We start from the raw sequence: 24,828 nt of genomic DNA, 5'->3' as shown, positions 1-24,828 counted from the left end.
CACTGTGCGGCGGTGCCTCATGGCAGCACGCAGCGCAGCGGAGTGCTGTCATGAGCGACGCGCAGATTCTGGTGGGTTACGACGGTTCACCGGACGCGGCGGCGGCCCTGGAGTGGGCGCTGGCGCAGGCCAGGCTGGACGGCCGACCGGTGCGGCTGGCGTACATCTTCGAATGGCTCACCGTGGCCGGCTGGATCGGGCCCGGCATGACGCCCGGGATGTGGCCGGACGAGCAGGCCCGGCAGCAGGTCGAGGAGCTGGTACGCAAGGCGGCGTCCGAGGCTGCCGCCGCGCACCCCGACCTGACGGTCAGCGGCGAGGTGCTCGACGGTCCGCCCGCCCTGGTGCTGGAGGAGTGCTCCACCGAGGCCGGCCTGGTGGTGCTGGGCAGCCGTGGGCACGGCGGCTTCGCCGGTCTGCTCGCCGGCTCGACCGCCGTCAGCGTCACCGCACACGCGCACTGTCCGGTGGTGGTGGTCCGCCGCGAGACCGCCGTCGGCACCCGGGCCGGACACGTCGCGGTCGGCGTGGACGGTTCGGAACAGTCGCTGCTGGCGCTCGGCTTCGCCATCGAGCAGGCGGCGTTGCGGCGGGTGCCGCTGCACGTGGTGCGGGCCTGGCAGCCCGGCCGGGAGCAGTGGACCCTGACCGGCGAGCAGGCCCGGGAGGCGGCACTCGCCGCACAGCGCGCCGACCTGGACGAGCCGCTGCGCCGCTGGCAGGCGACCTTCCCCGACGTCGAGGTGAGCGTCGAGACGGTGGCCGCCGCACCCGCCGGACTGCTGATCGACGCCAGTCGTAACGCGCAGCTCATGGTGGTCGGTACCCGAGGCCGTGGCGGCCTGCGCGGCATGCTGCTCGGCTCGGTCAGCCAACAGCTCATCCAACACGCCCACAGCCCGGTGGTAGTCGTACGGGAACGCTGAGCGTCCACCACCTTCCCCGCCGGTCGTCAGGCCGGCGGGGAGCCGGTGGCGCGCGAGCCACCGTGCAGGGCGCGCAGCGCGTTGAGGATCACCAGCACGTCGATGCCCTCCTGAAGGAAGGCGCCGGCCACCGGGGGAAGTCGACCGGCCGCCGCGAAGCCCATCGCCAGGACGGCGAGCCCCATCCCGATGGTGGCGCTCTGCACGGCGATCCGGCGGGCGTACCGGGCGATCTCGACCGCGTCGGCGAGCGGATCGAGCCGGTCGACGGTGAGTACGGCGTCGGCCACGTCGGCGGAGGCGGTCGCCCCGGTGGCTCCCATGGCCACTCCGACGTGCGCCTCCGCCAGCGCCGGTGCGTCGTTCACGCCGTCGCCGACCATCACCGTGACCGCCCGGTCGGCCTCGGCCCGTACCCGGGCGACCTTCTCCTGCGGCGTGCACCGGGCCAGCACGTCGTCGACGCCCACCGCGTCGGCGACCCGCCGGGCGGCATCCGGCCGGTCGCCGGTGACCATCACGATCCGGGTCAGCCCGGCCGCGCGCAGCCGGTCCACGGCTCGGCGGGCGTCGGGGCGTACCGGATCTTCCAGCAGCACGGCCCCGATCGGCCCGGCGTCGTCGGCCACCCAGACCACGGAGTGTCCCGGCTCGTCGAGTCGGGGCCGGACCCAGGATGGCGGTTCACCGGCGAGTTGCCCGACCCGGATCCGCCGTCCGTCGACCCGGCCGCTCACCGCCCGTCCCGGCTCCTCGGTCACCTCGGTCGGCGTGGTCAACCGCAGTCCTCGGTCGCGGGCCTGGTCGACCAGCGCCGCGGCCAGCACGTGGGGGGACAACTGCTCCACCGACGCGGCCAGCCGCAACACCTCGTCGGGGTCGTCGCCGGGGGCGACGACGGTTTCGGCGACCCGGGGACGGCCGGCGGTGAGCGTGCCGGTCTTGTCCACCAGCAGGGTACGGACCCGGCCCAGCAGTTCCAGCGACCCGCCGTCGCGCACCAGCACGCCCCGGCGGGCCACCCGGGACAGCCCGGAGACGATGGCGATCGGGGTGGCCAGCAGCAGCGGGCACGGGGTCGCCACCACCAGCACCGCCACCGCGCGGATGAAGTCGCCGGACAACACCCAGCCCAGCCCGGCCAGCACCAGGGTGAACGGTACGAAGGCTGCCGCGTACCGGTCGGCCAGCCGTACGGTCGGCGCCTTGCGGGCGGTCGCCTCCTCGGCCAGCCGGACGATTCCCGCGTACGTGCTGCGTGCGGCGCTCTCGGTGGCCCGCATTCCGAAGCCGGCACCGGCATTGATCACGCCACTGGCCACCGCCGCGCCGATCCCCTTCTCGACGAGCCGGGACTCCCCGGTGACCACCGACTCGTCCAGCGTCGCGGGTGCCTCGGTGACGCCGTCGACGGCGACCACGTCACCGGGGCCGACCAGCAGCCGATCCCCCACCGCCACCCGGTCCACCGGCACCACCTCGACACCACCGTCGGCGGTACGCCGTCGCGCGGTGCGGGGCGCCCGTTCCAGCAGGGCCCGCAGATCCCGGGTCGCCCGCCGCTGCGCGTACGCCTCCAGCGTCCGCCCGGTGGCCAGCATCACCGCGATCACCGCGCCGGCCAGGTACTCCCCGACGCCGAGTGCACCGGCCAGCGCCAGGACGGCGATCACGTCCACGCCGAACCGGCGCCGCCACAGGTCACGCAGCACCGAGGCGGCTGCGGGCAGCAGCGCGACCAGGGTGACCCCCGCCCACACCAGATCGGCTGCGCCGATCCGCCCGGCCACCCGCAACCCCACCCCGACCAGTACCAGCGCGGTCAGCCCGGTCAGCGGCGCCCACAACCCCCACCGCAGGTGCAGCCGACCGGACCGGCCGCGCCGCGCCGGGTGCTCCGGCAGGCACTCGCCTGCACCATGTCCCGAACCGCCGCTCTCCGACTGCGCCCCCACCAGCGGATCGTCCCAACCTGCGGGCCCCAGGTCGGCCGGTTCCCGCCAGCAGACCCCGCAATCGCCCGGTTCCGGGCAGAATCCGGGCCGGAGGGCCCCTGCCGGAGGGCCCGGCGGTCCGTGCGGACGGCTGACGCGTGCCCCAGGATGAACTGGTCCCGACCCACAGCCGTACCGCCGTGCGGCACGATGGGGACATACGGAAAGGTCGTGACGATGAGCCACCAGACGCCGGCTACCCACCGCCCGCTGACCACCGCCCTCGCGGAGGCCGCCGCGATGGCCGGCCACGCGCCTTCGGTACACAACACGCAGCCCTGGCGCTGGCGGGTGCTCCCCGACGCACTGGAGCTGCGGGTGGTCCGCGAGCGTCACCCGACGGCCACCGACCCGACGGGTGAGTTGGTCACGCTCAGCTGCGGCGCCGCGCTGCACCACGCGCGACTGGCGTTGGCCGCCGAGGGCTGGACGGCGACGGTGCACCGGATGCCCGATCCGGGCGAGCCGGAGCTGCTCGCCCGGTTGACCGAGCCGCAGCCCTCCGGCGTCGACCCGGACGCGATGCGCATGGTGCAGTGCATGCAGGTGCGGCACACCGACCGGCGCCCGGTCAGCGAAGAACCGGTCAGCGAGCAGACGCTGACCGCGATCGCGTCGGCCGCCGCCGCGCAGGGCACCCACCTGGAGATCCTCAACCGCGACCAGGTGCTGCAACTGGCCGCCGCGGCCTCGCACGCCGCCGCGGTCGAGTCGGAGGATTCCGCGCTGCGGGCGGAGCTGGAGTACTGGACCAGCCGCGCGGGTGGCAGCGGACTCCCGCCGGAGGTGCTGCTGGAGCAGCCCGCGCAGACCACCGTGCCGGGCCGCGACTTCGGCCGCCCCGGCGCCCTGCCCGGCGGTCCGGGCCACGACCGGGCGGCGTCGTACGGGGTGCTCTACGGCGACGAGGACGATCCACGCAGCTGGCTACGCGCCGGGGAGGCGCTCTCCGCGGCCTGGCTGCTCGCCACCCGGCTGGGTGTGTCCGTGGTGCCGTTGAGCGGGGTGGTGGAGGTCGGTGGCACCCGCCAGATCCTGCGTCAGGTGCTGGCCGGGTTCGGCCACCCGTACCTCGTACTGCGCCTGGGGATGGCCGACCCGGAACACGCCGGGCCGCCGCACACCCCGCGCCTGCCCCGGGAACAGGTGGTGGACACCTCGGCCGTGGACGGCTGACCGTCGCGGGCGTTCTGTCCCGGCGGTACGCCGGATAGCATCGCCGGGTGACTGACGGCGCACCGAACCCCCGCCACGAGCCCCCCTCGCTCGGGCTCAGTCCGCTGTCCCGGGTCCACCTCGACGAACTGCTCCAGGAGATGCTGGACCGGGTCGGCGAGGTCGTGACCAGCCGGGAACGGTTGCGGGCTCTGCTCGACGCGGTGGTCGGCATCGGCACCGACCTGGATCTGCACAGCACCCTGCGCAGGATCGTGCAGTCGGCCTGTGACCTGGCCGGCGCCCGGTACGGCGCGCTCGGTGTGATCGGCGCCGACCGGACCCTGCACGACTTCATCACCCACGGCATCTCGCCGGAGCTGCACGCCAAGATCGGTGACCTGCCGCACGGCCGGGGCGTGCTCGGCCTGCTCATCGACGATCCCAAGCCGCTGCGGATGCCGGACATCACCCAGCACCCCCACTCGTACGGCTTCCCGCCGAACCACCCGCCGATGCACACCTTCCTCGGGGTGCCGATCCGCATCCGGGACCAGGTCTTCGGCAACCTCTACCTGGCCGAGAAGCAGGGCGGCGCGCAGTTCACCGAGGACGACGAGGAGATCGTCGTGGCGCTCGCCGCGGCGGCCGGCGTGGCGATCGAGAACGCCCGGCTGTACGCGCTGGCCAACCGGCGGGAACGCTGGCTCGCCGCCACCGCCGAGATCACCTCGCTGCTGCTCGGTGAGGTACGCCGTACCGACGCGCTGACCCTGGTGGCCCGCCGCGCCCGGGAGGTCGCCGAGGCCGAGTTGGCCCTGGTGCTGCTCTACGACGACATCGCCGAGCATTTCACCGTGGAGGTCGTCGACGGTGCCGGCGCGCAGGCCCGCGCGCTGGTCGGCACGGTGCTGCCGGCCGACGACACGAGTTTCGCCGGCCCGGTCACCGAGGGCCGGCACACCTCGGTGGACGACCTGGCGCACGCCGCGCCGTGGCCGGCGGTGCTGCACACCGGGCCGGCGGTGATCTCGCCGCTGGCCACCGCCGACACGCTGCACGGTGTCCTGGTGATCGCGCACAGCGTCGACCACGACGGCGCCACCGACGACGACGTGGTGCTGCTGGGCAGCTTCGCCGGGCAGGCCGCGCTGGCCATGGAGCGGGCCCGGGGGCAGGAGGAACGGGAGCAGTTGGTGGTCCTGGAGGACCGCGAACGCATCGCCCGGGACCTGCACGACGTGGTCATCCAGCGGCTGTTCGCCACCGGCCTGCAGTTGCAGAGCGCGGTGCCGCTGGCCGGGCGCCCCGAGTTGGCGAAGCGGATCAACGCCGCGGTCGACGACCTGGATGCCACGATCAAGGACATCCGGCGCACGATCTTCGAGCTGCGTAGCCCGGTGAGTGCGGCGCTGCGTACCGAGATCCGCGAGGCCGTCGAGGTGGCCGCCGAGTCGCTGGGCTTCCGACCCCGTCTGGAGCTGATCGGGCCGATCGACAGCGCCGTGCCCGACCCGGTGCGTCCCGAGCTGACCGCCGTGCTGCGCGAGGCCCTCTCCAACGCCGTACGCCACGCGCAGGCGTCGGCCGTGTCGGTGACCGTGAGCGTCGAAGCCACCCGGGTCAGCGTCGTCGTCACCGACGACGGGGTGGGATGCGACCCGACCGCCGCCCGGGGCGGCCTGGTGAACCTGCGTGAACGCGCCGAGCGGCACGGCGGCGTTTTCGAGGTACGCCCGGCCGAGCCGCGCGGCACCGAACTGTGCTGGTCGATCCCGTTGCGGGACTGACCAGCACAGTCCGCCGTCAGCAGGCTCTCGCCGGGCCGGTCAGCGGCGCTCGCCGAGCCGGTCAGCGGCGCTCGCCGAGCCGGTCAGTGACGCTCGCCGAGCGGGTCAGTGGCTCTTGCCGAGCAGACGGGTGGCGAGCACGGCTGCCTGGGTGCGCCGTTCCAGGCCCAGCTTGGCCAGCACGCTGGAGACGTAGTTCTTGACCGTCTTCTCGGCCAGGAACATCTTGCCGGCGATCTCCCGGTTGGTCAGCCCTTCGGCCACGTACTCCAGGATCCGCCGTTCCTGCTCGGTGAGGGACTGCAACTCGCGGGGCTGCTCCACCCCGCTGCGGATGCGGTCCAGCACCCGGGTGGTGATCGCCGGGTCGAGCAGCGACTGACCAGCCGCCACCCGACGCACCGCGTCGACCAGGTCGGTGCCGCGGATCTGCTTGAGCACATAGCCGGAGGCGCCGGCCATGATCGCGGCGAACAGCGCCTCGTCGTCCTCGTACGAGGTCAGGATCAGTCCCTTGATCGAGGAGTCCACCGCCCGGATGTCCCGGCAGACGTCGATGCCGTTGCCGTCGGGCAGCCGAGCGTCGAGGATCGCCACGTCCGGCCGCAGCGCGGGAATCCGGCGGGCCGCCTCTTGCGCGGAGCCGGACTCACCGACCACCTCTATGTCGCCACTGGCGTGCAGCAGGTCGGCGAGGCCACGACGGACGACCTCATGGTCGTCGAGCAAGAACACCCGGATCATCCCCCGTTTCTACCCCGTCCACCCCACCCCCCGCACGGGCCAAAGGTCCCAACCCCCCGCCCAGCCCAGTTGATCAAGAAGTTTGCGTCGGCCTCCGCCCGGATCTCGACCCAAAGCTCTTGATCAACACAGGCAAGGGGCGGGCGGGGGTCCCGGGGGTTCGGGACGTGTGGCCCTGCTCGCAAGGGGTAGTGGGGGCGCACCGTGGGGTGTAACGGGTGAGTGTCAGGGGGTACGACCATGGAAACCGGCTACACCGTCGAACAGTTGCGGGCCGCGGCCACCGACGCGATCCGTGCGCCGTCCCTGCACAACGTCCAGCCGTGGCGGTTCCGGCTGCGCGACGGCGGCATCGAGGTCCTCGTCGACCCGGCCCGCCGGCTACCCGCCACCGACCCCAGCGGCTGGGGTGCCCGCATCGCCGCCGGAGCAGCCCTGTTCAACCTGCGGCTGGCCCTTGCGGTAGCGGGTAGCCCGGCGACGGTCCGGCTACGGCCGTACCCGGCGGAACCGGACGTGGTGGCAAGGCTGGTGCCGGACGTGCCACGCCGGCCCACCCCCGCCGAACAGAGCCTGTACGCGGCCATCCCCCGCCGGTTCAGCAACCGTGCCCCGTTCTGGCCCGATCCGGTTCCGGCCGACGCTCGATGGCGGCTCGGCGACGCGGCGCGTACCGAGCACTGCTGGTTGGAACTGCTGATCGGGGTCAGCGCGGTGAACGCGTTCGCCGAACTCGCCCACAGCGCGAACCGCGTCCTCGAACGCGACCCGGCCTACCGGGCGGAACGGGAGGCCTGGGTACGTCGGGCGCACGCGCTCGACGGCGTACCGGCCGCTGCCGGCGGTCCCCACGCCGAACCGCAGGACCTGCTGCCGGCGCGGGGCTTCGGCGACCGGCAACGACCGCCCGGCCGCGACTTCGAACCCGAACCACTGGTCGCGGTGCTCGGCTCGCCCGGCAACACCGCCGTCGACCAGGTCGTCGCCGGTCAGGCGTTGCAGCGGGTGCTGCTCACCGCCACCGAATGCGGCCTGTCGGTGTCGATGCTGTCCCAACCGGTCGAGGTGCCGTCGGCACGGGAACAGCTGCGCGTGTCGCTGGGGCGCTTCGGCGCACCCCAGATGGTGATGCGCATCGGGTACGGCCAGCCCGGCTGGCCCACCCCTCGCCGCCACGTCGACGAGGTGCTGGACCTACCGGTGCACCACGCGTAGCGCCGGACAAGCGTCTAGACCGGCCGGTCCACGGTGAGTGTGGCCAGCAGAGCGGCCTCCCGTTGCGGGTCCAGGCCGACCGGCGGCCGGGGCGGACGACCGGCCCGGGACGGCACCTGACCGACCCGGCGCAGCCACGACCAGGTGTCGGCCACCGTGTCGGTCAGCGGCCGGCAGCTGAGTCCGTCGGCGTACGCGTGGGCGACGTCCATCTGTTGCAGCCACCGCCACTCGTGTCCGGGCGGGATCCAGATCGGCAGATCGTTCCAGGGCACCACCCCGGCGGCGAGGATCCGCTCCGGATCGGCCCAGCGCAGCCGCGCGTCGGCGCCGGTGGCGGCGAGGCAGGCGTCGAGCAGTTCACCGAAGGTGGCCTGCCCGGGCCGACCGACCACGTTGACCGCTCCGCCGCGCCGTGCCGCACCGGCGTCCAGCAGGAAGGCCGCCAGGTCCCGGACGTCGACGTACTGCACCGGCAGGTCGACGGGACCGGGCGCCAGCACGTCGCCGCCCCGCGCGACGCGGCTCAGCCACCACGGCAGTCGGCCGACGTCCTCGCCGGGGCCGAGGATCAGCCCGGCCCGGGCCAGCAGCACGCGCTCGCCGAACACCTCACGCAGTGCGCGCTCGGCACCGGCCTTCAGCTGCGGATAGTCGCCTTCGGTGGCATCCGGGTCGGCGTCGACCACCGGGTCCGACTCGGTCACCCCCGCCGGCACCGGCGGCGCGTAGACCGACCCGCTGGAGACGTAGACGTAGTGGCCGATCCGGCCGTCCAGCAGCCGCGCCACCGTTCGCGCGGCCTGCGGCGCACCGTCCCAGGTGTCGACGACCACGTCCCACTCGCCGTCGGCGAGCGCGGCCAGCCCGTCGAGGGCGAGGCGGTCACCCACCAGTCGTCGTACGCCCGCCGGAGGAGCCCCGTGCCGCCCCCGGTTGAACACGGTGACGGACCAGCCGCGATCAAGCGCCTCCTCGACCGTCGCCCCGCCCACGAATCCCGTCCCGCCCAGCATCAGCAGTCGCATGCGGTCCACCCTGCCGTTCGCTCGAGGGTGGACGGGAGCCCGGTTCACCGTCAGCAGATCTGCCGACAGCAGAACAAGGGTGCCCGCGCCGACCGGACGTTCAGTTGTCCGGTCGGCGCGGGCCAGGTTCGGCGGTGCCGCGGGCACGGCGGGCGACCACCTGATCACCTCGCTCTACGAACGGGGTGACCAACTCCATCGTCGGCTGCGGCCGACACGACGGTCAACAACTTCCGGAAAATTATCGGTAGTTTCCTTGGGCCACTGACGCGGCGCTGTCCCGGACGACGAGTTCGGTGGCCAACTCCACTCGGGGACTCTCCACTTTCTCGCCCTTGGCCAGCCGCAGCACCGTACGCGCGGCCAGCATCCCCATCTCGGTCAGCGGCTGACGTACGGTGGTCAGCGGTGGCGAGCACCAGCGCACCTCGGGCAGGTCGTCGAAGCCGACCACGCTGATGTCGTCGGGGATGCGCAGCCCTCGCTGTCGTACCGCCTCGTAGACCCCCAACGCCATCTGATCGCTCGACGCGAAGATCGCCGTCGGCGGATCCGCCAGCGCCAGCAGTCGCCCCCCACCGACGAACCCGGCCTCGTGGTAGAAGTCGCCGGGGCAGATGAGTTCCTCGTCGAAGGTGATTCCGGCGGCTTCCAGGGCGGCCCGGTAGCCGTCCATCCGGGCCCGGCTGCACATCAACTGCGAAGGCCCGGCGATGAACCCGATCCGCCGGTGCCCGAGACCGATCAGATATTCGGTGGCGCGCAGGCCGCCGGCCCAGTTGGCCGCACCGATCGTCGGCGCCTCCTGGGCCGGCAGTCCGTCCGCGTCGACGATCACCACGGGCACGTCGAGCCGGCGCAACTCGGCCTGTAGCGGGGGCTCCACCATCGAGGTCACGAAGATGACTCCCTCGGTGCCGCGCCGCCGCATGCCGTCGAGCCACTGTTCCGCCGAGGTGTTCTGGCGGTGGATGGCGGACACCACCGTGCCCACCCCGGCGGCATGCGCCACATCCTCCACCCCACGAATGATCTCCACCGCCCACGGACTGTCCAGATCGTTGAACACCAGATCCACCAGACCCGAACTCGCCCGCATACTCGGCGATCGACGCCGATAACCGTGCCGGGTCAGCAACTCCTCCACCCGCTGACGCGTCTGCGGAGCCACGTCCGAACGACCATTGATCACCCGCGACACCGTCGGCACCGACACCCCGGCCAGGTCGGCGATCACGGAAATGGTCACCTTGCGGGTCTCTCTGGCAGCCACAGCACTCCCAACCGGTACGGCGACAGCCCGCGCGGCGACGAGGAGCGGCCGGGACGGGCTGCCGGCTGCCTCCCCTACCCTAGTGCCGAGAAATTCCAGCCGCCTACCGGTAATTGGTGCACTTCACACCCAGCCAACGGCCAGGGCAGAATAGCCGCCCGGCCTGCCAGGGTTGAGTCAGCTCTTCGGGGCTGCCGCGCTGTCCCGGATGACGAGTTCGGTGGCCAACTCCACTCGGGGACTCTCCACCTTCTCGCCCTTGGCCAGCCGCAGCACCGTACGCGCGGCCAGCATCCCCATCTGGGCCAACGGCTGACGTACGGTGGTCAGCGGTGGCGAGCACCAGCGCACCTCGGGCAGGTCGTCGAAGCCGACCACGCTGATGTCGCCGGGCATCCGCAGCCCCCGCTGTCGTACCGCCTCGTAGACCCCCAACGCCATCTGATCGCTCGACGCGAAGATCGCCGTCGGCGGATCCGCCAACGCCAGCAACCGGGCCCCACCGGCGAACCCGGCCTCGTGGTAGAAGTTGCCGGGCTGGATCAACCGGTCGTCGATGGGCAGTCCGGCGGCTTCCAGGGCGGCCCGGTAGCCGTCCATCCGGGCCCGGCTGCACATCAACTGGGGCAGTCCGGCGATGAAGCCGATCCGCCGGTGTCCGAGACCGATCAGGTATTCGGTGGCGCGCAGGCTGCCCGCCCAGTTCGTGGCACCGATGGTCGGCGCGTCCTGGGAAGGGACACCGGCCGGGTCGACGATCACCACGGGGATGTTGAGCCGGCGCAACTCGGCCTGCTGCGGTGGCTCAAGGGTGGAGGTCACGAAGATGACCCCCTCGGTGGAACGGGTCCGGATGTTGTCGAGCCACTGTTTGGCGGCCGAGGTGCGACGGTGGATGGCGGACACCACCGTGCCCACCCCGGCGGCATGCGCCACATCCTCCACCCCACGAATGATCTCCACCGCCCACGGACTGTCCAGATCGTTGAACACCAGATCCACCAGACCCGAACTCGCCCGCATACTCGGCGGCCGACGCCGATAACCGTGCCGGGTCAGCAACTCCTCCACCCGCTGACGCGTCTGCGGAGCCACGTCCGAACGACCATTGATCACCCGCGACACCGTCGGCACCGACACCCCGGCCAGGCGTGCGATCGCCGCTATGGTCACCGTGCGGTTGTCGTTGGCACCCACGCGGCCCTCCCTCTGCTCAGACTTCCCTTACCGCTGCCGGCCAGTCAGCCAGCGGACATCGCTACTGTTTCTGCGCCACTCTGGTGATGTCCTTGACGATCTGGTCCGGCTTCTTGGAGCCGACGATCAGATCGGCGACGCTCTTGTTGATCTGCTCGCCGACCGCCGGTGGGAACGCCTGGTCGAGATAGAGCTGGAACCCGCTCGCGACGGCCAGATGCGCCGCGACCACCTGGTTGTTCGGGTCCTTGATCCGGCCGACGGCCGCCAGGTTGGTGGGTAGCACGGCACCGGTCTCCGCCGCCCAGCGCTGGTTCTCCGACCGCAGCAACGTGCGCAGGAAGTCCACCGTGGCCGAAGGCGCGTTACGGCCGACCGCGAAACCGTTACCACCGCCGAAGGCATCGGTGGCCTCGCCCTTGCCGCCCTCCACCATGGGGAAGGTGAAGAAGCCGAGTTGCCCGCCGATGCCCAACTTGCTGGTCGACGACGACGCCTGGATGGAGGGGGCCCACTGGCCCATCAACTCCATGGCAGCCTCGCCGTTACCCATCGCCGCCGCCTGTCCGTCCGACGAACCGTACTCGGCTCGTCGGAAGCCCGGCTGGAACGGTTGCAGGTCGATCAGTTCACGGAAGCGATCGCCGGCGGCCACGAAATCCGGGGTGTTGAAGTTGCCGTCCTCGGCCGCGCGCCGCAACGCACCGAGGCCACCGATGCGCATCGCCAGGTACGCCCAGTAGTAGTGCCCGGGCCACTTGTCCTTGCCGGCCAACGCGATGGGCACGATGCCCGCGGACTTGAGCTTGCCGACCGCCGTCAGCAACTGCGACCAGGTGTTCGGCGGCGAGGTGATGCCGGCCTCGGCGAAGAGGTCACGGTTGTACCAGAAGCCGATCATGCCGATGTCGAACGGGATGCCGTAGATCCGGCCGTTGACGGTGTACGGCTGCAACGCGGCCGGCAACAGCTGGCCGATCCACGGCGACACCTCCGAGGTGAGGTCCTTGACCAGCCCCGCCTCCACCTGCTGGCGCAGCAGTCCACCGCCCCAGGACTGGAACAGGTCCGGTGGCGTGCCGGCCTTGACGACCTTGGCCAGTTCGGCCTTGAACACCTCGTTCTCCTGCGGCTTCACCTCGATCGTGACGTTCTCGTGCCGGGTCTCGTACAACCTCGCCATCTCGGCCCACACCGGCAGCATGGGCTCGGTGTTCTGGATGTGCCACCACCTGATCCGTTGTGGACCGACGGGCCCGCTGGGTTCGTCACCCGCACAGCCGCCGAGCAGGAGCGCACCGGCACCGGCACCGGCCAGACCGAGCAGCGACCTGCGGGAGACGTGCGCTGTCATGACTCATCCCTTCATGTGACGTGCGCGAGCAGCACCACAATCGGCGAGAGGCCAGTCGGCAGCCCGAAAGTTTCAGCCCAATGCCGGTATTTTCGAGGTGATGGCCGGCACGTTACGACGCGTCGACACACGCGGTCAAGAGGGGTGTCGCAAGCAGACTCCAGCCGCTAGCGTGTGGGCAATCCTGGCGTGTCCATCGATGAATTTTCCGGAAGTGCACCGGGATCAGAAGCTACGCGATCAGCCGGAAGGAGTCGCACATGTCGACCGAGATCGCAGCCGTGACGACCAGCCGGTCGATCCGCAATCCCGTGCTCCCCGGCTGGATCGACCTGCGGTCACGCCCATCGCACCTGCGCGTCCACGGTGGCCGGTCCCCGGTCGACGAGCAGACCCCGAGCCCGGTGGCACGGCGGGCCGGGGCGGCACGCTGCTCGCTGGAGACGGTCGAGTTCGATCCCGGCAACCACCGGCATCTGGCCAGCCTGACCGGCTATTACAACACCCAGAACTGGCACTATCTGTACCTCACCCGGGCCGACGACGGACGGACCGGGCTGGAACCGCTCGGTGGCGACGGCCACTACGCCGACTTCGACCACACCACCTACCGCCAAGAGGTCTGAGCGATGTCATCTCGCACCTCTCCCCCGCTGGCGCCGCAGCACGCCAGTTCCGGGCCGGGCATCGCGGCCTGCCCCGAAGCGACGATCGGCACCGACCGCGTCCTCTGCCTCACCTTCGACGACGGGCCGCACCCGGTGCACACCCCGCGCCTGCTCGACGTGCTCGCCGCCCACGACGTGCCAGCGGTCTTCTTCCTCCAGGGCAATCAGGCCGCGAGGTACCCCGAGCTGGTCCGCCGGATCACCGCCGCCGGGCACGCGCTGGGCAACCACAGCATGCACCACGACGACATGAGCGACTGGACTCTCGGCCGGATCGCCTCAGACCTGCTGGAAACCAACGCGATCATCCGCCGGGCCGTGCCACACGCACCGCTGCCCTACTTCCGGGCCCCGTACGGTGCCTGGGGGCAGAGCCCGACGGTGGCGACCGCGTTGGGGATGCGGCCGATGGGCTGGCAGTTGGCCGTGACCGACTGGGTGCCACCCGGCACCGACGAACTGGCCCGGCGCCTCACCGACGGGGTCACCCCCGGTGCGGTGGTGCTGCTGCACGACGGCGGAGGCGACCGCAGCCAGACCGTCGACGCCGTCGACCTCGTCATCCCACAGCTGCGGGCAGGTGGCTGGCAATTCGCCCTGCCCCCGCCGGCCTGCGCCCCCGCCCGCCACTGACCAGCGCGTTGTCACCCCCGGGCCGCTGCGGCGCTGCGTTCAGGGCAGCGGCTCCGGATCCAGTTGGCGTACGGACTCCTTGCCGGGGGTCTCGACGTCGGCCAGGTCGTACGCCGACCTGACCCGGACGGCCCGCGAGATCGCGACGGCCGCGGCGATGACGCCGAAGGCCACCGTCAGCACCGCTGCGGCCAGGATGGTGGCCTCGGCACCAACGCCGGTGATCAGCGGCCCGGCGGCGATGGTGCCCAGCGGCACGGACAGGGTCGTGATCGCGGCGTACGCGGCGAGGACCGGCGCTCTTGCGGCGCCGTCGGTGCTGCGTTGCAGCAGCGCCATCGTGGTCGCCGGATACGGCGCCCAGATCAGTCCGCCGATCGCGATGGCGACCAGTGCCACGCCGATCGGCGCGCCGACGCCCAGCGGCAGCAGTGCCGCACCCCAGCCGAGGACGATGGCGATGGTGGTCGGCCACAACCGCCAACGGCGCAGGTAGCCGGCCGCGAACCCGCCGATGATCGCCCCGACGCCGAATGCCGTCCAGAACGCGGCCAGGGTGCCGGCGGAGTTGTCGAGCGCCTCGGCGACGTGGATCGGCAGGGCCACCTGGACCGGCCCGTAGAGGAAGAAGAACCCGAAGGTGAGGGCGGACAGACCGAGCAGCCGGCGGTCACGCCAGATCGCGGTGAAGCCGGCGAGGCTCGACCCCCGGCGTTCCTCGATCGGCGCACGGGCCGTCCTCGGCACGGCGAGCAGGTAACTGACCGCCAGTACGGCGAACGTCGCGGCGGCGACGGCGATGACGAGCACCGGCCCGCCGGCAGCGATGAGCAGTGCCGCCAGGGCCGGACCGACCAGGGTCGACGCCTCGCTGAACAGGCCGATGAGCGCGTTGCCCGCCAGCCGATGCTCCGCCGGCAGCAGCTCCGCGATGAGGGTGAACCGGCCTGCCGACCCCCACGACCGCAACAGCGAGGAGAGCCCCAGCAGCACCGTGTACCAGCTGATGTCGAGGGCCCCGGCGAGGTGGACGACGGGGATCGCCCCGAGCATCACCGCCCGGACGACCGCGTCCCACGCGGCCAGCTGAGCACCGCTGCGACCGCTGAGCACCCGGGCGAACAACACGGTTCCGAGCGCACCCGGCAGCGTGTAGGCCGCTACCGCAGCGGCCACCCAGACACCGGCGTTCGCCTGGGGAGCCAACTGAATGGCCAGCCAGCTGACCGCCAGCAGGCCCATTCCCTCACCGACATAGGACAGCGCGAATCCCGGCAGCAGCCGCCGCAGGACCGGATGCCGGAGCACCGGCCAGTAAGGTGACGAACGCACGAACGCCGGAGGGGCCATGCGGGAAGTCTCGCAGCCAGGCCGATCCATCCGGTCCGGACTTCGCGCCCGGCAGAACGCGGCTCACCAACCGGTGTGCTCACAGATTCAAAGGCGAGAAAGTGCCCGGACGGACATGACGTGCTGGTGGGCGATACTGGGTTTGAACCAGTGACCTCTTCCGTGTCAAGGAAGCGCGCTCCCACTGCGCCAATCGCCCGTGGTGACCGCCACACCCCATCGGGGTGTGGGCGAATCGCGAGCGGACGACGGGATTCGAACCCGCGACCCTCACCTTGGCAAGGTGATGCGCTACCAGCTGCGCTACGTCCGCCTGCCCCGGCGCACCGCCGGGGACGGGCCAACTCTACCCGATGACAAGATCGCCCGAACGGCCACCCCACACCACCGGTGATTGCGCCGCTCACCGGCGGGGTACAGACCCCCTCGACAGCACACCGCATCCCCGAAAAAGGAGGCTGTCATGGGTATCGGCACCAGTATCTTCCTGCTCGCGGTGGGCGCCATCCTCACCTTCGCGCTCAACGCCAGCATCGGCGGTCTGGACCTGGACGTCGTCGGCTGGATTCTGATGGCTGCCGGTGTGGTCGGTCTGATCATGACCACGCTCGTCTGGGGACGCCGGCGGCAGGTGGTGGCCACCACCGAGGAGCCGGTGGAGTACCGCCGGGTCGAGGAGCGTCGGGACGTCGCGCCGCCGCTGTGACCGGCGTCCAAAGGAGTTGGTACGACGATGGCGGCCACCGGCCGGTGGCCGCCATCGTCGTGTCCGAGAGCGGGTCCGAAGTCCCGTGCATCCGAGCCGAGCCCGGTCAGCGGGCGCGTTCGGCCAGTTCCGCGCTGACCGTGGCGTCCCAGTCGATGCGGTAGCGCTGCTCGGCGCCGAGAGAACGCTCCGGGTTGAGGAAGGTGCGCAACGCCAACGGCATCATGATCCGCATCATCCGCTTCGCGATCGGTCCCGCCGTCTTGGTGGAGGTGGTCTGCCGACCACGCCGGACGACCTTCTCCACCCGTGGACGGCGCAGTCGCTCGTAGGCGGCGAACGCCGCCGGCAGGTCGGGACAGTCGCGCAGGCAGCGCGCCAACTGCACGGCGCTCTCCACGGCCAGTGATGCGCCCTGGCCGGAACTGGGTGACGGTGCGTGCACCGCGTCACCGACCAGGACCATCCGGTCGCGGTACCAGTGCGGCACCGACGGCATGCTCTCGATCGACCCGATCGCCACCACGTCGGCGGGGTCGGTGTACGCGAGCACCTGCCGGGCCGGCACGTCGTCGGCGTACACCTCGCGGAGCCGGTGCAGCCACTGGTGCGGCGGGGTCCGGTTCGCCTCGGACCAGGTGGTCGGTCGCGGGTCGGGCATGTTGGCGAACCAGGCCGTCCGGCCGTCGGGCTCGACCCAGTAGCCGAAGAACCCCCGGGAGCCGAAGACGAGATACATCGCCTCCGGGTCCGCGTCGGGCACCGCGTACCGGGCGGCGCCGCCGAGGTTGAGCAGCGGCAGCACCTGCGGGTCGGGGGCGGCCGGATCGATCAGCGTACGCACCCGGGAGCGGATGCCGTCGGCACCGACCAGCAGGTCAGCGGCGGCGGTCGAGCCGTCGGCGAAATGGGCCAGCACCCCGTCGACGGTCGACTCGGCGTCCACCAGGCGCTTGCCGTACACGATCGGCACGCCCTGCGCCTCGGCCCTTTCGCGCAACGCCCGCGCCAGGTCGTCACGCCACAGACCGATGGTGACCGGCTCGACGGCGACGTGTGGCAGCACGCCGATCCGCCCACCACGGCCGTCGGTGACCACGGTCCGACGCATCGGCAGACCGACCTCGCGTACGGCCTGCTCGGCGTCGACTGCACGAAGCGCCGCCAGCCCGTTGGGGGCCAGGGTCAGGGTGACGCCGGCACCGTCTGCGGCGGAGGGGTGCCCCTCGTACACCGTCGCCTCGATCCCCGCGCGGCGCAGGGCCATCGCGGTCACCGGCCCGGCGATGCCACCACCGACGACCAGGGCGGTACGCACAGCGGTCATGTTCGATCCCCCATGGTTTCCTGCCAGGACTTCGCGTAGTCCGGCTGCTTCAGTGACTCGACCAGTTCGGTGACGAAACGCCGCTCCGCCTCCAGCAGGGCGAGGCTGTACTCCTCCTCCACCAGGAAGATCCAGGCGACGCCGTCGGCGCGGGCCTCCGCCACGGTGGTCCGGGTCTCCTCGATCCGCCCGGCCAACGCCGCCGACCGGCGCCGCAACACCTCGACGGCCTCTTCGGGCGGCAGCAGGCTCAACAGCGACAGCGCGACGGCGAAGTGTGGGTACTCCTGGCGTGGCTGGGCGAGCAGCGTACGCAGCCAGTCGTGCACCTCGTGCCGGCCGTCGTCGGTGATCGCGTACACCGTCCGCTCGGGTCGGGCGCTGTCCCGGACGGTTTCCTGTGGTGCGACGAAGCCCGCTCGGGTGAGCTGTTCGATCACCATGTACAGCGCGCTGCGGGTGTAGCGGATCTGCCGGTCCTGGCCGGTCTGTTTGAGTCGCCGCCCCAACTCGTAGGGGTGCATCGGCTCCCAGAGCAGCCAGGCGAGGACGGCCAGGGCCAGCGGGTTGGGGACCTTGCGTCGGCGCTCCACGGCAACTCCTTTAGTCAATCCTGACTATGCAGGACTGACTAAAGGGACGTCAAGGCTGCATCGACGATCAAGGCAGTTGGGCGACCGACCTGATCTACGACGGTCGAGCGGAAACGATGAAGCCCGCCACCGATGTCCGGTGACGGGCTTCGCCTGTGTCAATCAACTGGTGGGCGATACTGGGTTTGAACCAGTGACCTCTTCCGTGTCAAGGAAGCGCGCTCCCACTGCGCCAATCGCCCTTGCTGTTTTCCGAGGTGGGGACGGGATTTGAACCCGCGTACACGGCTTTGCAGGCCGTTGCCTCGCCTCTCGGCCACCCCACCGAGGTTGCCCCCGTCAAGCGTGGCGGCAGCTCCGAGCGGACGACGGGATTCGAACCCGCGACCCTCACCTTGGCAAGGTGATGCGCTACCAGCTGCGCTACGTCCGCATGCCCCCGGCGTGTTTCCGGTGACGGATGAGAACTTTAGCCGAGCGATGGAACGGTTGCCAAATCGGGTACCGCCCTCCGGCGAGTCAGAAACCTCCACGCCTGACCTTCCTAGGAGGATGGGTAGCTAACCAGCCGGAAAGGTGAAAGACGAACGAAAAGCTCCCCCACGTAACAACTGTCCGGAGTCCGACTGTCATAAGACAGATCAACCAGGGTTCGGTGACAGGCCGTATCCGCTTCGATGGGCTACGGTGACGGACGTGACGAGACGTGCGGCCGAAATCCGCCTGGATGCCCTGCTACGCACCGCGTGTGACGTGATTGCGCAGCGCGGTCTGGCGAACACCCGCACGGCGGACGTGGCGCAGGCCGCCGGGGTGAGCCAGGCACTGGTCTTCTACCACTTCGCCACCAAGGAACGCCTGCTCGCCCAGGCGTTCGCCTACGCCGTCGAGCAGGATCTGGCCCGGCTGGACACGGTCACCCGGTCCAGTGCCCCACCGCTGACCAAGCTGCGGCGCATCCTTCGGCTCTACACCCCGGCCGGGCGGCCCACCTCCTGGTCGATGTGGATCGACGGCTGGTCGGAGTCACTGCGTACCCCCGAACTGGAAAAGGTCTCCCGCCGCCTGGACCTGCGTTGGCGGCAGGACCTCGCCGCGGTGATCTCCGACGGGGTGCGCGAGGGCGTCTTCGAGTGCGCGGATCCGGCCGGGGCGGCCTGGCGGATCAGCGCGGTGATGGACGGCCTGGCGGTGCAGTTCGCGGTGCACGACCGGGTGATCTCCCGCCGGCAGTTCGCCGAATGGGTACGCCTGGTGACCGCCCGGGAACTCGGGCTCGATCCGGCACAACTGGACTGAGCCCCGACCCCCTCCCGGGAACCGGTCACCGCCTGCGCTCCTGGCCGCCACAATGACGCCATGGACCTGCTGGAGACGTATCGGCGCAGCATGGCCGAGTTCACCGAACGGGTGCGACTGGTCGACCCCGGGCAGTGGTCGGCGCCCACCCCGTGCGCCGACTGGGACGTCCGTACGCTGGTCAATCACGTGGTCGGTGAGGACCGTTGGAGTGCCGCCCTGCTCGCCGGCCGGACCATCGCCGAGGTCGGCGACCGGTACGACGGTGACCAACTCGGCGCGGACCCGGTCGAGGCCGCCCGCGACGCGGCAGCACAGGCCGAACTGGCCGCCACCCGCCCCGGGGCGCGGGATGCCACCGTGCACCTGTCGGCCGGCGACACCTCGGCCGAGGAGTACCTGCGCCAACTGATCGCCGAACACCTCGTACACGGCTGGGATCTCGCCGTGGCGATCGGCGCCGATCCGTTACTGGACGCCGACGCGGTCGCCGAGTGCGCCCGCTGGTTCTCCGGCGAGGCCGACGACTACCGGCGCAACGGCCTGGTCCGCGCCGAAGTGGGTGTCCCCGCCTCCGCCGACCAACAGGACCGGCTCATCGCCGCCTTCGGCCGGGACCCCGACTGGGCGCCGTGACCGCCGAACGCCGACGGACTGCCCCATTCAGCGGGGCACGGTCCGCCACCGCCGCCGGTCGGGCTGCCGCTCCCACTCGCCGGGCGACCGTTCCCATTCGCCGCCCCCTGCCGGGGCGACCGTGACGGCCGCACCGTCGGCCACCTCCGGATCGCGGGTCAACTGCCGCAGCCGCATGAGCAGACCGACGCCGAGGAAGAGCAGCAGTCCACCGAGCAGGAAGGCGGCCTCGGTCAGGCCGATCCCGCTACCGGACTGCGAGACCCGGTTGCCGGCCGCACCGGCGGCCGGCGGATCCGCCGCCCCGCCGGCGATCGCGTCGTCTTCGACGGCATCGGGCTCCTCGTCGGCCGGATCCACCGTCGGCACCTCGGTGGGCTCATCGGTCGGGTCCACCGTCGGCACCGAACTCGGTGTCGGCGCCGCGGTGGTGGGTGGTGTCACCGCGCCCCGGCCGACCACCTCGCGCGTCGCCGTCTGGCGCGACAACAGCCGCAGGTTCCGGTCGTACGCCTCGGCGGCCAGGCTCACCCTGCCCTGCTCGACGTCCCCGGTGAACCCGATCCGGTACTGGGCGGTCACCGTCCGCCCCCGACAGAGGGTGCCCGGATCCAACTGACGGTCGGTCAACCGGGCCACATCACCGTCGACACGGACCTCCACCGGGAACGAGCCGGTCTCCTCGATCCGGTCCACCCGCACCTGATCCAGTCGCAGCCCCTGCACCGCGAGCACCATCGACCAGCGGACCTTCAGGCAGCCGCCCGGGTCGTCGCGGGACACCACGGCGGAAACCGTCGCCGCCCGTCCGCCCGCCGTGAACTGCTCCGGCAGACCGCTGAGTTCGGTGGCGAACGCCGCGTGCGCAGGGGCGGCCATGGCGACGTCCACCCCGGTGAGACAGGCCAGCACCACCCCGATCCGTAGCGTGCCGCGCCACAGCCTCTTCACGATCCGTCCTCCCGTTGGTCGTCTCCATCGGCAACGCTAGGAGCGCCGGAGACCAGCCGGTAGACGGGTGTGTTCGCACGGGGTGTGAAGCAAGATGCCCCTTTTCACGTACGGTATTGAACCGCTCACCGGCGACCCGCGACACGCCGTGGAATGCGCCGATGGACAATCACCGGATGCCCGCGCTCTCCACCGCCTTCGTCCGGCTGCACGCCCGGCTCGCGCCCGTCGCCTTCGTACCCGAGGTGCGGCTGCATCAGGCCGACGAGCCGATCGGGTTGTGGGAGTTGACCGAGGGCGAGTTCCGCAGCGACCAGCCGCCGCCGTTCTGGGCCTTCGCCTGGGCCGGCGGACAGGGCCTCGCCCGGTACGTCACCGACCATCCGCAGCTGTCCGCCGGCCGCCGGGTGCTCGACCTGGCGTCCGGCTCCGGTCTGGTGGCCATCGCCGCCGCCCGGGCCGGCGCCACCGCCGTACGCGCCGTGGAGGTCGACCCGCTGGCCGTCGCGGCGATCACGCTCAACGCCGAGGCCAACGGGGTACGCGTCGACGCCGAACTCGGCGACATCCTCAACGGCGACGCCGGGGACGCCGAGATGATCTTCGCCGGCGACGTTTTCTACAGCGCGGCCATGGCCAACCGGGTGCTGCGTTTCCTGCTGCGCGCCGCGCGCGGCGGGGCGCAGGTGCTGGTCGGTGACCCCGGACGGGCCTTCCTGCCCCGGGACCGCTTCGACGAACTCGCCAGTTACGACGTGCCGGTCAGCGAGGCGTTGGAGAGCGTACGGGTGAAGCGCACCACCGTGTGGCAGCTCCGCGCGGGACGGCCGGAGGCGACCAACTAGCGTGGCGCCCGTGCTGTTCCGCAGCTGGGAGCAGGCCCCGGCAGCGCACGACGAGGCCCGGGCCGACAGCGGTGTGGCCCGCGTCGCCGACCATCTGGGAGTCGAGCATCTGCTGGTGACCCGGCACGCGCTGGTCCGGCAGGTGCTGACCGACCCGAGGACGTACCGGCCCGACAACGCCCTGGACGCGGTGACCCCGATGCCGGTGTCCGCGCTGCGGATCCTCGCCGCGCACCGGTTCCGGCTGCCGCCGACGCTGGCCAACAACGGCGGCGTCAGCCACCCGGGCATCCGGGCCCTGGTCGCCGACGCTCTGCACCCGAAGCGGGTGGCCGATCAGCAGGACTGGCTGACCGCGCTGGTCCGCCGGCGGGTGGCGAAGCTGACCGCCGACCTGGACGCGGGCGCGCCCGTCGACCTGCACGCCGGGCTCGCCGCCGACCTGCCGCTGCTGGTCCTGGCCCGGCTGGTCGAACTGCCCGGCGCCCCGGTCACGGCGGTGAAGAACTTCGCCCGCGCGGCCCTGGAACTGTTCTGGGCTCCGTTGGACGTCGACCGGCAGCAGCGGCTCGCCACCGAGGTGGGCCACTTCCACCGGGTGCTGCGGGAGTTCGCGGCCACCGGCGGCGGCCTGGCCGCGTCCCTGCGCGCCGCCGGGCACCCGCCCGACGTGGTGGTCGGCGCGCTGTTCTTCCTGCTGGTCGCCGGCCAGGAGACCACCTCACAGTTCCTCACCCTGCTGATGCACCGGCTCACCGGCGAGCCGGCCGTGCTCGCCGGGCTGCGGGACGGCTCGGTCGCGGTCGCCGACGTGGTCGAGGAGGGGCTGCGGCTGGAGCCGCCGATCGTCACCTGGCGGCGGGTGGCCGCCCTGGACACCACGCTGGGCGGTACGGCGGTGGCGGCGGGCACCAGCATCGTGTTGTGGCTGGCCCGCGCCGGGCGGGACCCGGCGGTGGTGGAACTGCCCGACGAGTTCCGGCCGGGGCAACGCGGGTCACGCCGGCACCTGGCCTTCGGGGCAGGCGCACACCGCTGCGTGGGCGACCAACTCGCCCGGATGGAGGCCGCCACGGTGGTGGCGGAGACCGCGCCGCTGCTGGCCGAGGTCCGCGTGCTCCGCGCGCCCTGGTACCCGGACAACCTCACCTTCCGGATGCCGGACACCCTGCTCGTCGCCCGCTGAGCGCCGACGCGCTCAGCTGATCTCGTCGGCCCAGGCCCGCCAGTCGTCGAGCACCCCGTACAGCGCCGGGGTCAGCCAGCCCGGTGCGGACCGGCGGAACACGCCCGGGTCCATCGCGCCGGCACCGGTCGGCAGGGCACCGAGCAGGTTCGGCAGCAGGTCGCTGAGGTTGGCCCAGTGCACCAGTTCCGGATCGGCCGGCCAGGCGCCGACCACCACCCCGGCCGGCACCGCCCGCCGGTCCAGGGCCTCCAGGGTGAGTGCGGTGTGGTTGAGGGTGCCGAGCCCGGCGCGGGCCACCACCACCGCCGGAGCGCCCAGCGACACCGCCAGGTCGGCCACCGTCCACGGCTCGCCCGAGGGCCGCAATCCCATCGGTACGAGCAGCCCACCGGCCCCCTCGACCAGCACCAGGTCGTGTTTGTCGGCCTCGTCGCGAATCGCGTCGACCGCGTTGTACAGCTCCAGGGGCGGCAACTCGGCTACTCGGGCGGCGGCCAGCGGGGCGAGCGGGTCGGGATAGCTGGCCAGGGTGCGGCCGGTCATCGGGGCGGCCAGTCGGGTGATCGCCTCGACGTCACCGGTCTCGCCGGTGGCCGTACCGGTCTGGCCGGGTTTGACCACCGCGACCCGCAGCCCGGCCGCCTGCGCGGCGGCCGTGATGGCCGCGGTCACCACGGTTTTGCCGACCTCGGTGTCGGTCCCGGTGACCAGCACCGCTCCCCGCCACTGATCCGTCATGGCGCACATTCCACGATGACCTCCAGGGCATGCTCGAAGTCCGCCTGCGGCACCCCCGCGCCGATCGTCAGCCGCAGCCGGGAACGGCTGTCCGGGGTGGAGGGCGGACGGAAACAGCCGACCGCGACACCCCGGTCCCGGCAGGCAGCGGCCCAGGCGGTCGCCGCCTCCGGGCCGGGCGCGGTGACCGAGACGACGGCGGCGTCGGGGGTGGAGACGTCCAGTCCGGCGGCGCGTAGCCGCCGCACCGTCAGGGTGGCCCGCTCGGCCAGCACGGCGCGCAGGTCGTCGCCGGTGCGGGCCAGTTCGACGGCGGCGTGTACCCCGGCGGCCACGGCCGGCGGCAGCGCAGTGTCGTAGATGAAGGTCCGGGCGGTCTCCACCAGATGCCGGACGAACTCGGCCGGACCCGCCACCACGCCGCCAGCCCCGCCGAGCGCCTTGGACAGGGTGGCGGTGACCACCACGTCAGGTGCACCGGCCAGCCCGGCGGCGGCCACCGCGCCGGCACCGGCCGGTCCGGTCACGCCGAGCCCGTGCGCGTCGTCGATCAGCAGCAACGCCCCGTGTTCACGGGCGACCCGGTGCAGCCGGACCAGCGGGGCCAGGTCACCGTCGACCGAGAAGATCGACTCGGTGACCACCACCGCCGGTCGGCCGGGCGCCGCCGCCAGGGCCGCCGCGACCGCGGCGACATCGGCGTGCGGGGTGACCACCGTTTCCGCCCCGGAGATGCGGCACCCGTCGATCAGACTGGCGTGGTTGTGCGCGTCGGAGACCAGCAGCGTACGGGGACGCACCAGCGCCCGGACGGCACCGACGTTGGCCAGATATCCGGAGGAGAAGACCAGGGCCCGGTCGGTGCCGAGCCAACCGGCGAGGGTGTCCTCCAGCGCGTGGTGCGCGTCGGTGGAGCCACGGACCAGTCGTGAACCGGTCGCCCCCAGCCCGTACCGGGACAGCGCCTGTGTCGCGGCGGCGATCACCTCGGGGTGCCCGGACAGCCCCAGGTAGTCGTTGCCGGCCAGGTCGACCACGACGTCGGCAGCGGTACGCGGGTACAGCCGGCGGGTCAGTCCCGCCTTCGCCCGCAGCTCGGCGCGACGGTTCAGCGCCGCCAGCCAGTCCGCCACCGTCACGCCCCCTCCCGCGTTACCGCCGGGCGAAATTACCACCCGCACAGACGGCCCCGGCGTGGCGCCGTACGGCTCGCCGGC

At 71.9% G+C, this 24,828-nt stretch carries 23 protein-coding genes and 5 tRNA genes; 11 read left to right on the top strand and 17 right to left on the bottom strand.

Translation table 11 applies throughout. From position 1 onward, the window contains the following. Positions 1–50: 50 nt before the first annotated feature. Positions 51–926 (top strand): universal stress protein, encoded by an 876-nt coding sequence (locus tag AB0M35_RS05510; protein WP_363741704.1) that lies wholly within the window; start codon positions 51–53, stop codon positions 924–926. Between the two features lie 26 nt (positions 927–952). Here the strand turns inward: AB0M35_RS05510 and AB0M35_RS05505 are convergent, their stop codons facing one another. Then, positions 953–2,830, bottom strand: coding sequence for a heavy metal translocating P-type ATPase (locus AB0M35_RS05505; RefSeq protein ID WP_363741988.1), 1,878 nt, complete (start codon positions 2,828–2,830; stop codon positions 953–955). Between the two features lie 240 nt (positions 2,831–3,070). Between AB0M35_RS05505 and AB0M35_RS05500 the strand changes: the two genes are divergently transcribed. Both AB0M35_RS05500 and AB0M35_RS05495 read left to right on the top strand, forming a co-directional pair. Beyond that, positions 3,071–4,096: a nitroreductase family protein gene (locus AB0M35_RS05500; protein WP_363741702.1), complete on the top strand. Its 1,026-nt coding sequence runs from the start codon at positions 3,071–3,073 to the stop codon at positions 4,094–4,096. Between the two features lie 140 nt (positions 4,097–4,236). Then, complete coding sequence (locus AB0M35_RS05495; RefSeq protein WP_363741986.1) at positions 4,237–5,865, top strand: GAF domain-containing sensor histidine kinase; 1,629 nt, start codon at positions 4,237–4,239, stop codon at positions 5,863–5,865. A gap of 105 nt (positions 5,866–5,970) precedes the next feature. Here the strand turns inward: AB0M35_RS05495 and AB0M35_RS05490 are convergent, their stop codons facing one another. Beyond that, complete coding sequence (locus tag AB0M35_RS05490; RefSeq protein ID WP_363741699.1) at positions 5,971–6,609, bottom strand: response regulator transcription factor; 639 nt, start codon at positions 6,607–6,609, stop codon at positions 5,971–5,973. A gap of 240 nt (positions 6,610–6,849) precedes the next feature. On the opposite strand from AB0M35_RS05490, the gene AB0M35_RS05485 reads away from it, so the two are divergent. Further along, positions 6,850–7,824, top strand: coding sequence for a nitroreductase (locus AB0M35_RS05485; RefSeq protein WP_363741696.1), 975 nt, complete (start codon positions 6,850–6,852; stop codon positions 7,822–7,824). 14 nt (positions 7,825–7,838) lie between these two features. On the opposite strand, the gene AB0M35_RS05480 is transcribed toward AB0M35_RS05485, so the two are convergent. The 4 genes from AB0M35_RS05480 to AB0M35_RS05465 all read right to left on the bottom strand — a co-directional run bounded on the left by AB0M35_RS05480 (position 7,839) and on the right by AB0M35_RS05465 (position 12,676). Then, entirely contained in the window at positions 7,839–8,852 is a 1,014-nt protein-coding gene (locus AB0M35_RS05480; protein ID WP_363741693.1) for an NAD-dependent epimerase/dehydratase family protein, read from the bottom strand. A 241-nt stretch (positions 8,853–9,093) separates the two neighbouring features. Then, positions 9,094–10,125: a LacI family DNA-binding transcriptional regulator gene (locus AB0M35_RS05475; protein WP_363741691.1), complete on the bottom strand. Its 1,032-nt coding sequence runs from the start codon at positions 10,123–10,125 to the stop codon at positions 9,094–9,096. Between the two features lie 177 nt (positions 10,126–10,302). Beyond that, complete coding sequence (locus tag AB0M35_RS05470; RefSeq protein WP_363741689.1) at positions 10,303–11,322, bottom strand: LacI family DNA-binding transcriptional regulator; 1,020 nt, start codon at positions 11,320–11,322, stop codon at positions 10,303–10,305. 61 nt (positions 11,323–11,383) lie between these two features. Continuing rightward, positions 11,384–12,676, bottom strand: coding sequence for an extracellular solute-binding protein (locus tag AB0M35_RS05465; RefSeq protein WP_363741686.1), 1,293 nt, complete (start codon positions 12,674–12,676; stop codon positions 11,384–11,386). Positions 12,677–12,936: 260 nt separating this feature from the next. On the opposite strand from AB0M35_RS05465, the gene AB0M35_RS05460 reads away from it, so the two are divergent. Next, complete coding sequence (locus AB0M35_RS05460; RefSeq protein ID WP_363741683.1) at positions 12,937–13,302, top strand: hypothetical protein; 366 nt, start codon at positions 12,937–12,939, stop codon at positions 13,300–13,302. Positions 13,303–13,305: 3 nt separating this feature from the next. Next, positions 13,306–13,977, top strand: coding sequence for a polysaccharide deacetylase family protein (locus AB0M35_RS05455; RefSeq protein ID WP_363741680.1), 672 nt, complete (start codon positions 13,306–13,308; stop codon positions 13,975–13,977). Positions 13,978–14,016: 39 nt separating this feature from the next. Here the strand turns inward: AB0M35_RS05455 and AB0M35_RS05450 are convergent, their stop codons facing one another. The 3 genes from AB0M35_RS05450 to AB0M35_RS05440 form a co-directional block, all read right to left on the bottom strand. Then, positions 14,017–15,285, bottom strand: coding sequence for an MFS transporter (locus AB0M35_RS05450; RefSeq protein WP_363741678.1), 1,269 nt, complete (start codon positions 15,283–15,285; stop codon positions 14,017–14,019). A gap of 166 nt (positions 15,286–15,451) precedes the next feature. Next, positions 15,452–15,526, bottom strand: a tRNA-Val gene (locus tag AB0M35_RS05445). A gap of 41 nt (positions 15,527–15,567) precedes the next feature. Beyond that, a tRNA-Gly gene (locus AB0M35_RS05440) sits at positions 15,568–15,640 on the bottom strand. Between the two features lie 150 nt (positions 15,641–15,790). On the opposite strand from AB0M35_RS05440, the gene AB0M35_RS05435 reads away from it, so the two are divergent. Next, complete coding sequence (locus tag AB0M35_RS05435; RefSeq protein ID WP_363741675.1) at positions 15,791–16,033, top strand: DUF6458 family protein; 243 nt, start codon at positions 15,791–15,793, stop codon at positions 16,031–16,033. A 106-nt stretch (positions 16,034–16,139) separates the two neighbouring features. Here the strand turns inward: AB0M35_RS05435 and AB0M35_RS05430 are convergent, their stop codons facing one another. The 5 genes from AB0M35_RS05430 to AB0M35_RS05410 all read right to left on the bottom strand — a co-directional run bounded on the left by AB0M35_RS05430 (position 16,140) and on the right by AB0M35_RS05410 (position 18,386). Further along, on the bottom strand, positions 16,140–17,360 hold the full coding sequence (locus tag AB0M35_RS05430) for an FAD-dependent monooxygenase (RefSeq protein ID WP_363741672.1): 1,221 nt from the start codon (positions 17,358–17,360) through the stop codon (positions 16,140–16,142). After that, positions 17,357–17,953 carry a PadR family transcriptional regulator gene (locus tag AB0M35_RS05425; RefSeq protein WP_363741669.1) on the bottom strand — a complete coding sequence of 199 codons (597 nt, stop codon included), beginning with the start codon at positions 17,951–17,953 and terminating at the stop codon, positions 17,357–17,359. Before AB0M35_RS05425 ends, AB0M35_RS05430 begins: the two co-directional genes overlap by 4 nt. Positions 17,954–18,120: 167 nt before the next feature. Then, positions 18,121–18,195 (bottom strand) — tRNA-Val (locus tag AB0M35_RS05420). 13 nt (positions 18,196–18,208) lie between these two features. Further along, a tRNA-Cys gene (locus AB0M35_RS05415) sits at positions 18,209–18,279 on the bottom strand. A gap of 34 nt (positions 18,280–18,313) precedes the next feature. Beyond that, positions 18,314–18,386: transfer RNA gene (locus tag AB0M35_RS05410), tRNA-Gly, on the bottom strand. Between the two features lie 263 nt (positions 18,387–18,649). On the opposite strand from AB0M35_RS05410, the gene AB0M35_RS05405 reads away from it, so the two are divergent. After that, positions 18,650–19,252, top strand: coding sequence for a TetR/AcrR family transcriptional regulator (locus AB0M35_RS05405; RefSeq protein ID WP_363741666.1), 603 nt, complete (start codon positions 18,650–18,652; stop codon positions 19,250–19,252). 60 nt (positions 19,253–19,312) lie between these two features. Continuing rightward, positions 19,313–19,888: a TIGR03086 family metal-binding protein gene (locus tag AB0M35_RS05400; protein ID WP_363741663.1), complete on the top strand. Its 576-nt coding sequence runs from the start codon at positions 19,313–19,315 to the stop codon at positions 19,886–19,888. A gap of 27 nt (positions 19,889–19,915) precedes the next feature. On the opposite strand, the gene AB0M35_RS05395 is transcribed toward AB0M35_RS05400, so the two are convergent. Then, positions 19,916–20,839: a hypothetical protein gene (locus AB0M35_RS05395; protein WP_363741660.1), complete on the bottom strand. Its 924-nt coding sequence runs from the start codon at positions 20,837–20,839 to the stop codon at positions 19,916–19,918. Between the two features lie 176 nt (positions 20,840–21,015). On the opposite strand from AB0M35_RS05395, the gene AB0M35_RS05390 reads away from it, so the two are divergent. Beyond that, positions 21,016–21,684: a 50S ribosomal protein L11 methyltransferase gene (locus tag AB0M35_RS05390; protein ID WP_363741983.1), complete on the top strand. Its 669-nt coding sequence runs from the start codon at positions 21,016–21,018 to the stop codon at positions 21,682–21,684. Positions 21,685–21,697: 13 nt separating this feature from the next. Beyond that, complete coding sequence (locus AB0M35_RS05385) at positions 21,698–22,870, top strand: cytochrome P450 (RefSeq protein WP_363741980.1); 1,173 nt, start codon at positions 21,698–21,700, stop codon at positions 22,868–22,870. Between the two features lie 12 nt (positions 22,871–22,882). On the opposite strand, the gene bioD is transcribed toward AB0M35_RS05385, so the two are convergent. Together bioD and AB0M35_RS05375 are read right to left on the bottom strand one after the other, a co-directional pair. Beyond that, entirely contained in the window at positions 22,883–23,620 is a 738-nt protein-coding gene (gene bioD, locus AB0M35_RS05380) for a dethiobiotin synthase (RefSeq protein WP_363741657.1), read from the bottom strand. Next, on the bottom strand, positions 23,608–24,744 hold the full coding sequence (locus AB0M35_RS05375; RefSeq protein ID WP_363741977.1) for an 8-amino-7-oxononanoate synthase: 1,137 nt from the start codon (positions 24,742–24,744) through the stop codon (positions 23,608–23,610). Before AB0M35_RS05375 ends, bioD begins: the two co-directional genes overlap by 13 nt. Positions 24,745–24,828 lie beyond the last annotated feature (84 nt).

The organism is Micromonospora sp. NPDC051196, from assembly GCF_040682415.1.
GTDB lineage: Bacteria > Actinomycetota > Actinomycetes > Mycobacteriales > Micromonosporaceae > Micromonospora.
This window is presented reverse-complemented; position numbering and strand designations above follow the sequence as displayed.

Bases quoted from the DNA above. Each gene is read 5' to 3' on its own strand.
- bioD (WP_363741657.1), bottom strand. From the start codon at position 23,620: ATGTGCGCCATGACGGATCAGTGGCGGGGAGCGGTGCTGGTCACCGGG.
- AB0M35_RS05455 (WP_363741680.1), top strand. From the start codon at position 13,306: ATGTCATCTCGCACCTCTCCCCCGCTGGCGCCGCAGCACGCCAGTTCC.
- AB0M35_RS05400 (WP_363741663.1), top strand. From the start codon at position 19,313: ATGGACCTGCTGGAGACGTATCGGCGCAGCATGGCCGAGTTCACCGAA.
- AB0M35_RS05430 (WP_363741672.1), bottom strand. From the start codon at position 17,360: ATGACCGCTGTGCGTACCGCCCTGGTCGTCGGTGGTGGCATCGCCGGG.
- AB0M35_RS05500 (WP_363741702.1), top strand. From the start codon at position 3,071: ATGGGGACATACGGAAAGGTCGTGACGATGAGCCACCAGACGCCGGCT.
- AB0M35_RS05485 (WP_363741696.1), top strand. From the start codon at position 6,850: ATGGAAACCGGCTACACCGTCGAACAGTTGCGGGCCGCGGCCACCGAC.
- AB0M35_RS05435 (WP_363741675.1), top strand. From the start codon at position 15,791: ATGGGTATCGGCACCAGTATCTTCCTGCTCGCGGTGGGCGCCATCCTC.
- AB0M35_RS05510 (WP_363741704.1), top strand. From the start codon at position 51: ATGAGCGACGCGCAGATTCTGGTGGGTTACGACGGTTCACCGGACGCG.
- AB0M35_RS05495 (WP_363741986.1), top strand. From the start codon at position 4,237: ATGCTGGACCGGGTCGGCGAGGTCGTGACCAGCCGGGAACGGTTGCGG.
- AB0M35_RS05480 (WP_363741693.1), bottom strand. From the start codon at position 8,852: ATGCGACTGCTGATGCTGGGCGGGACGGGATTCGTGGGCGGGGCGACG.
- AB0M35_RS05490 (WP_363741699.1), bottom strand. From the start codon at position 6,609: ATGATCCGGGTGTTCTTGCTCGACGACCATGAGGTCGTCCGTCGTGGC.
- AB0M35_RS05390 (WP_363741983.1), top strand. From the start codon at position 21,016: ATGCCCGCGCTCTCCACCGCCTTCGTCCGGCTGCACGCCCGGCTCGCG.
- AB0M35_RS05465 (WP_363741686.1), bottom strand. From the start codon at position 12,676: ATGACAGCGCACGTCTCCCGCAGGTCGCTGCTCGGTCTGGCCGGTGCC.
- AB0M35_RS05460 (WP_363741683.1), top strand. From the start codon at position 12,937: ATGTCGACCGAGATCGCAGCCGTGACGACCAGCCGGTCGATCCGCAAT.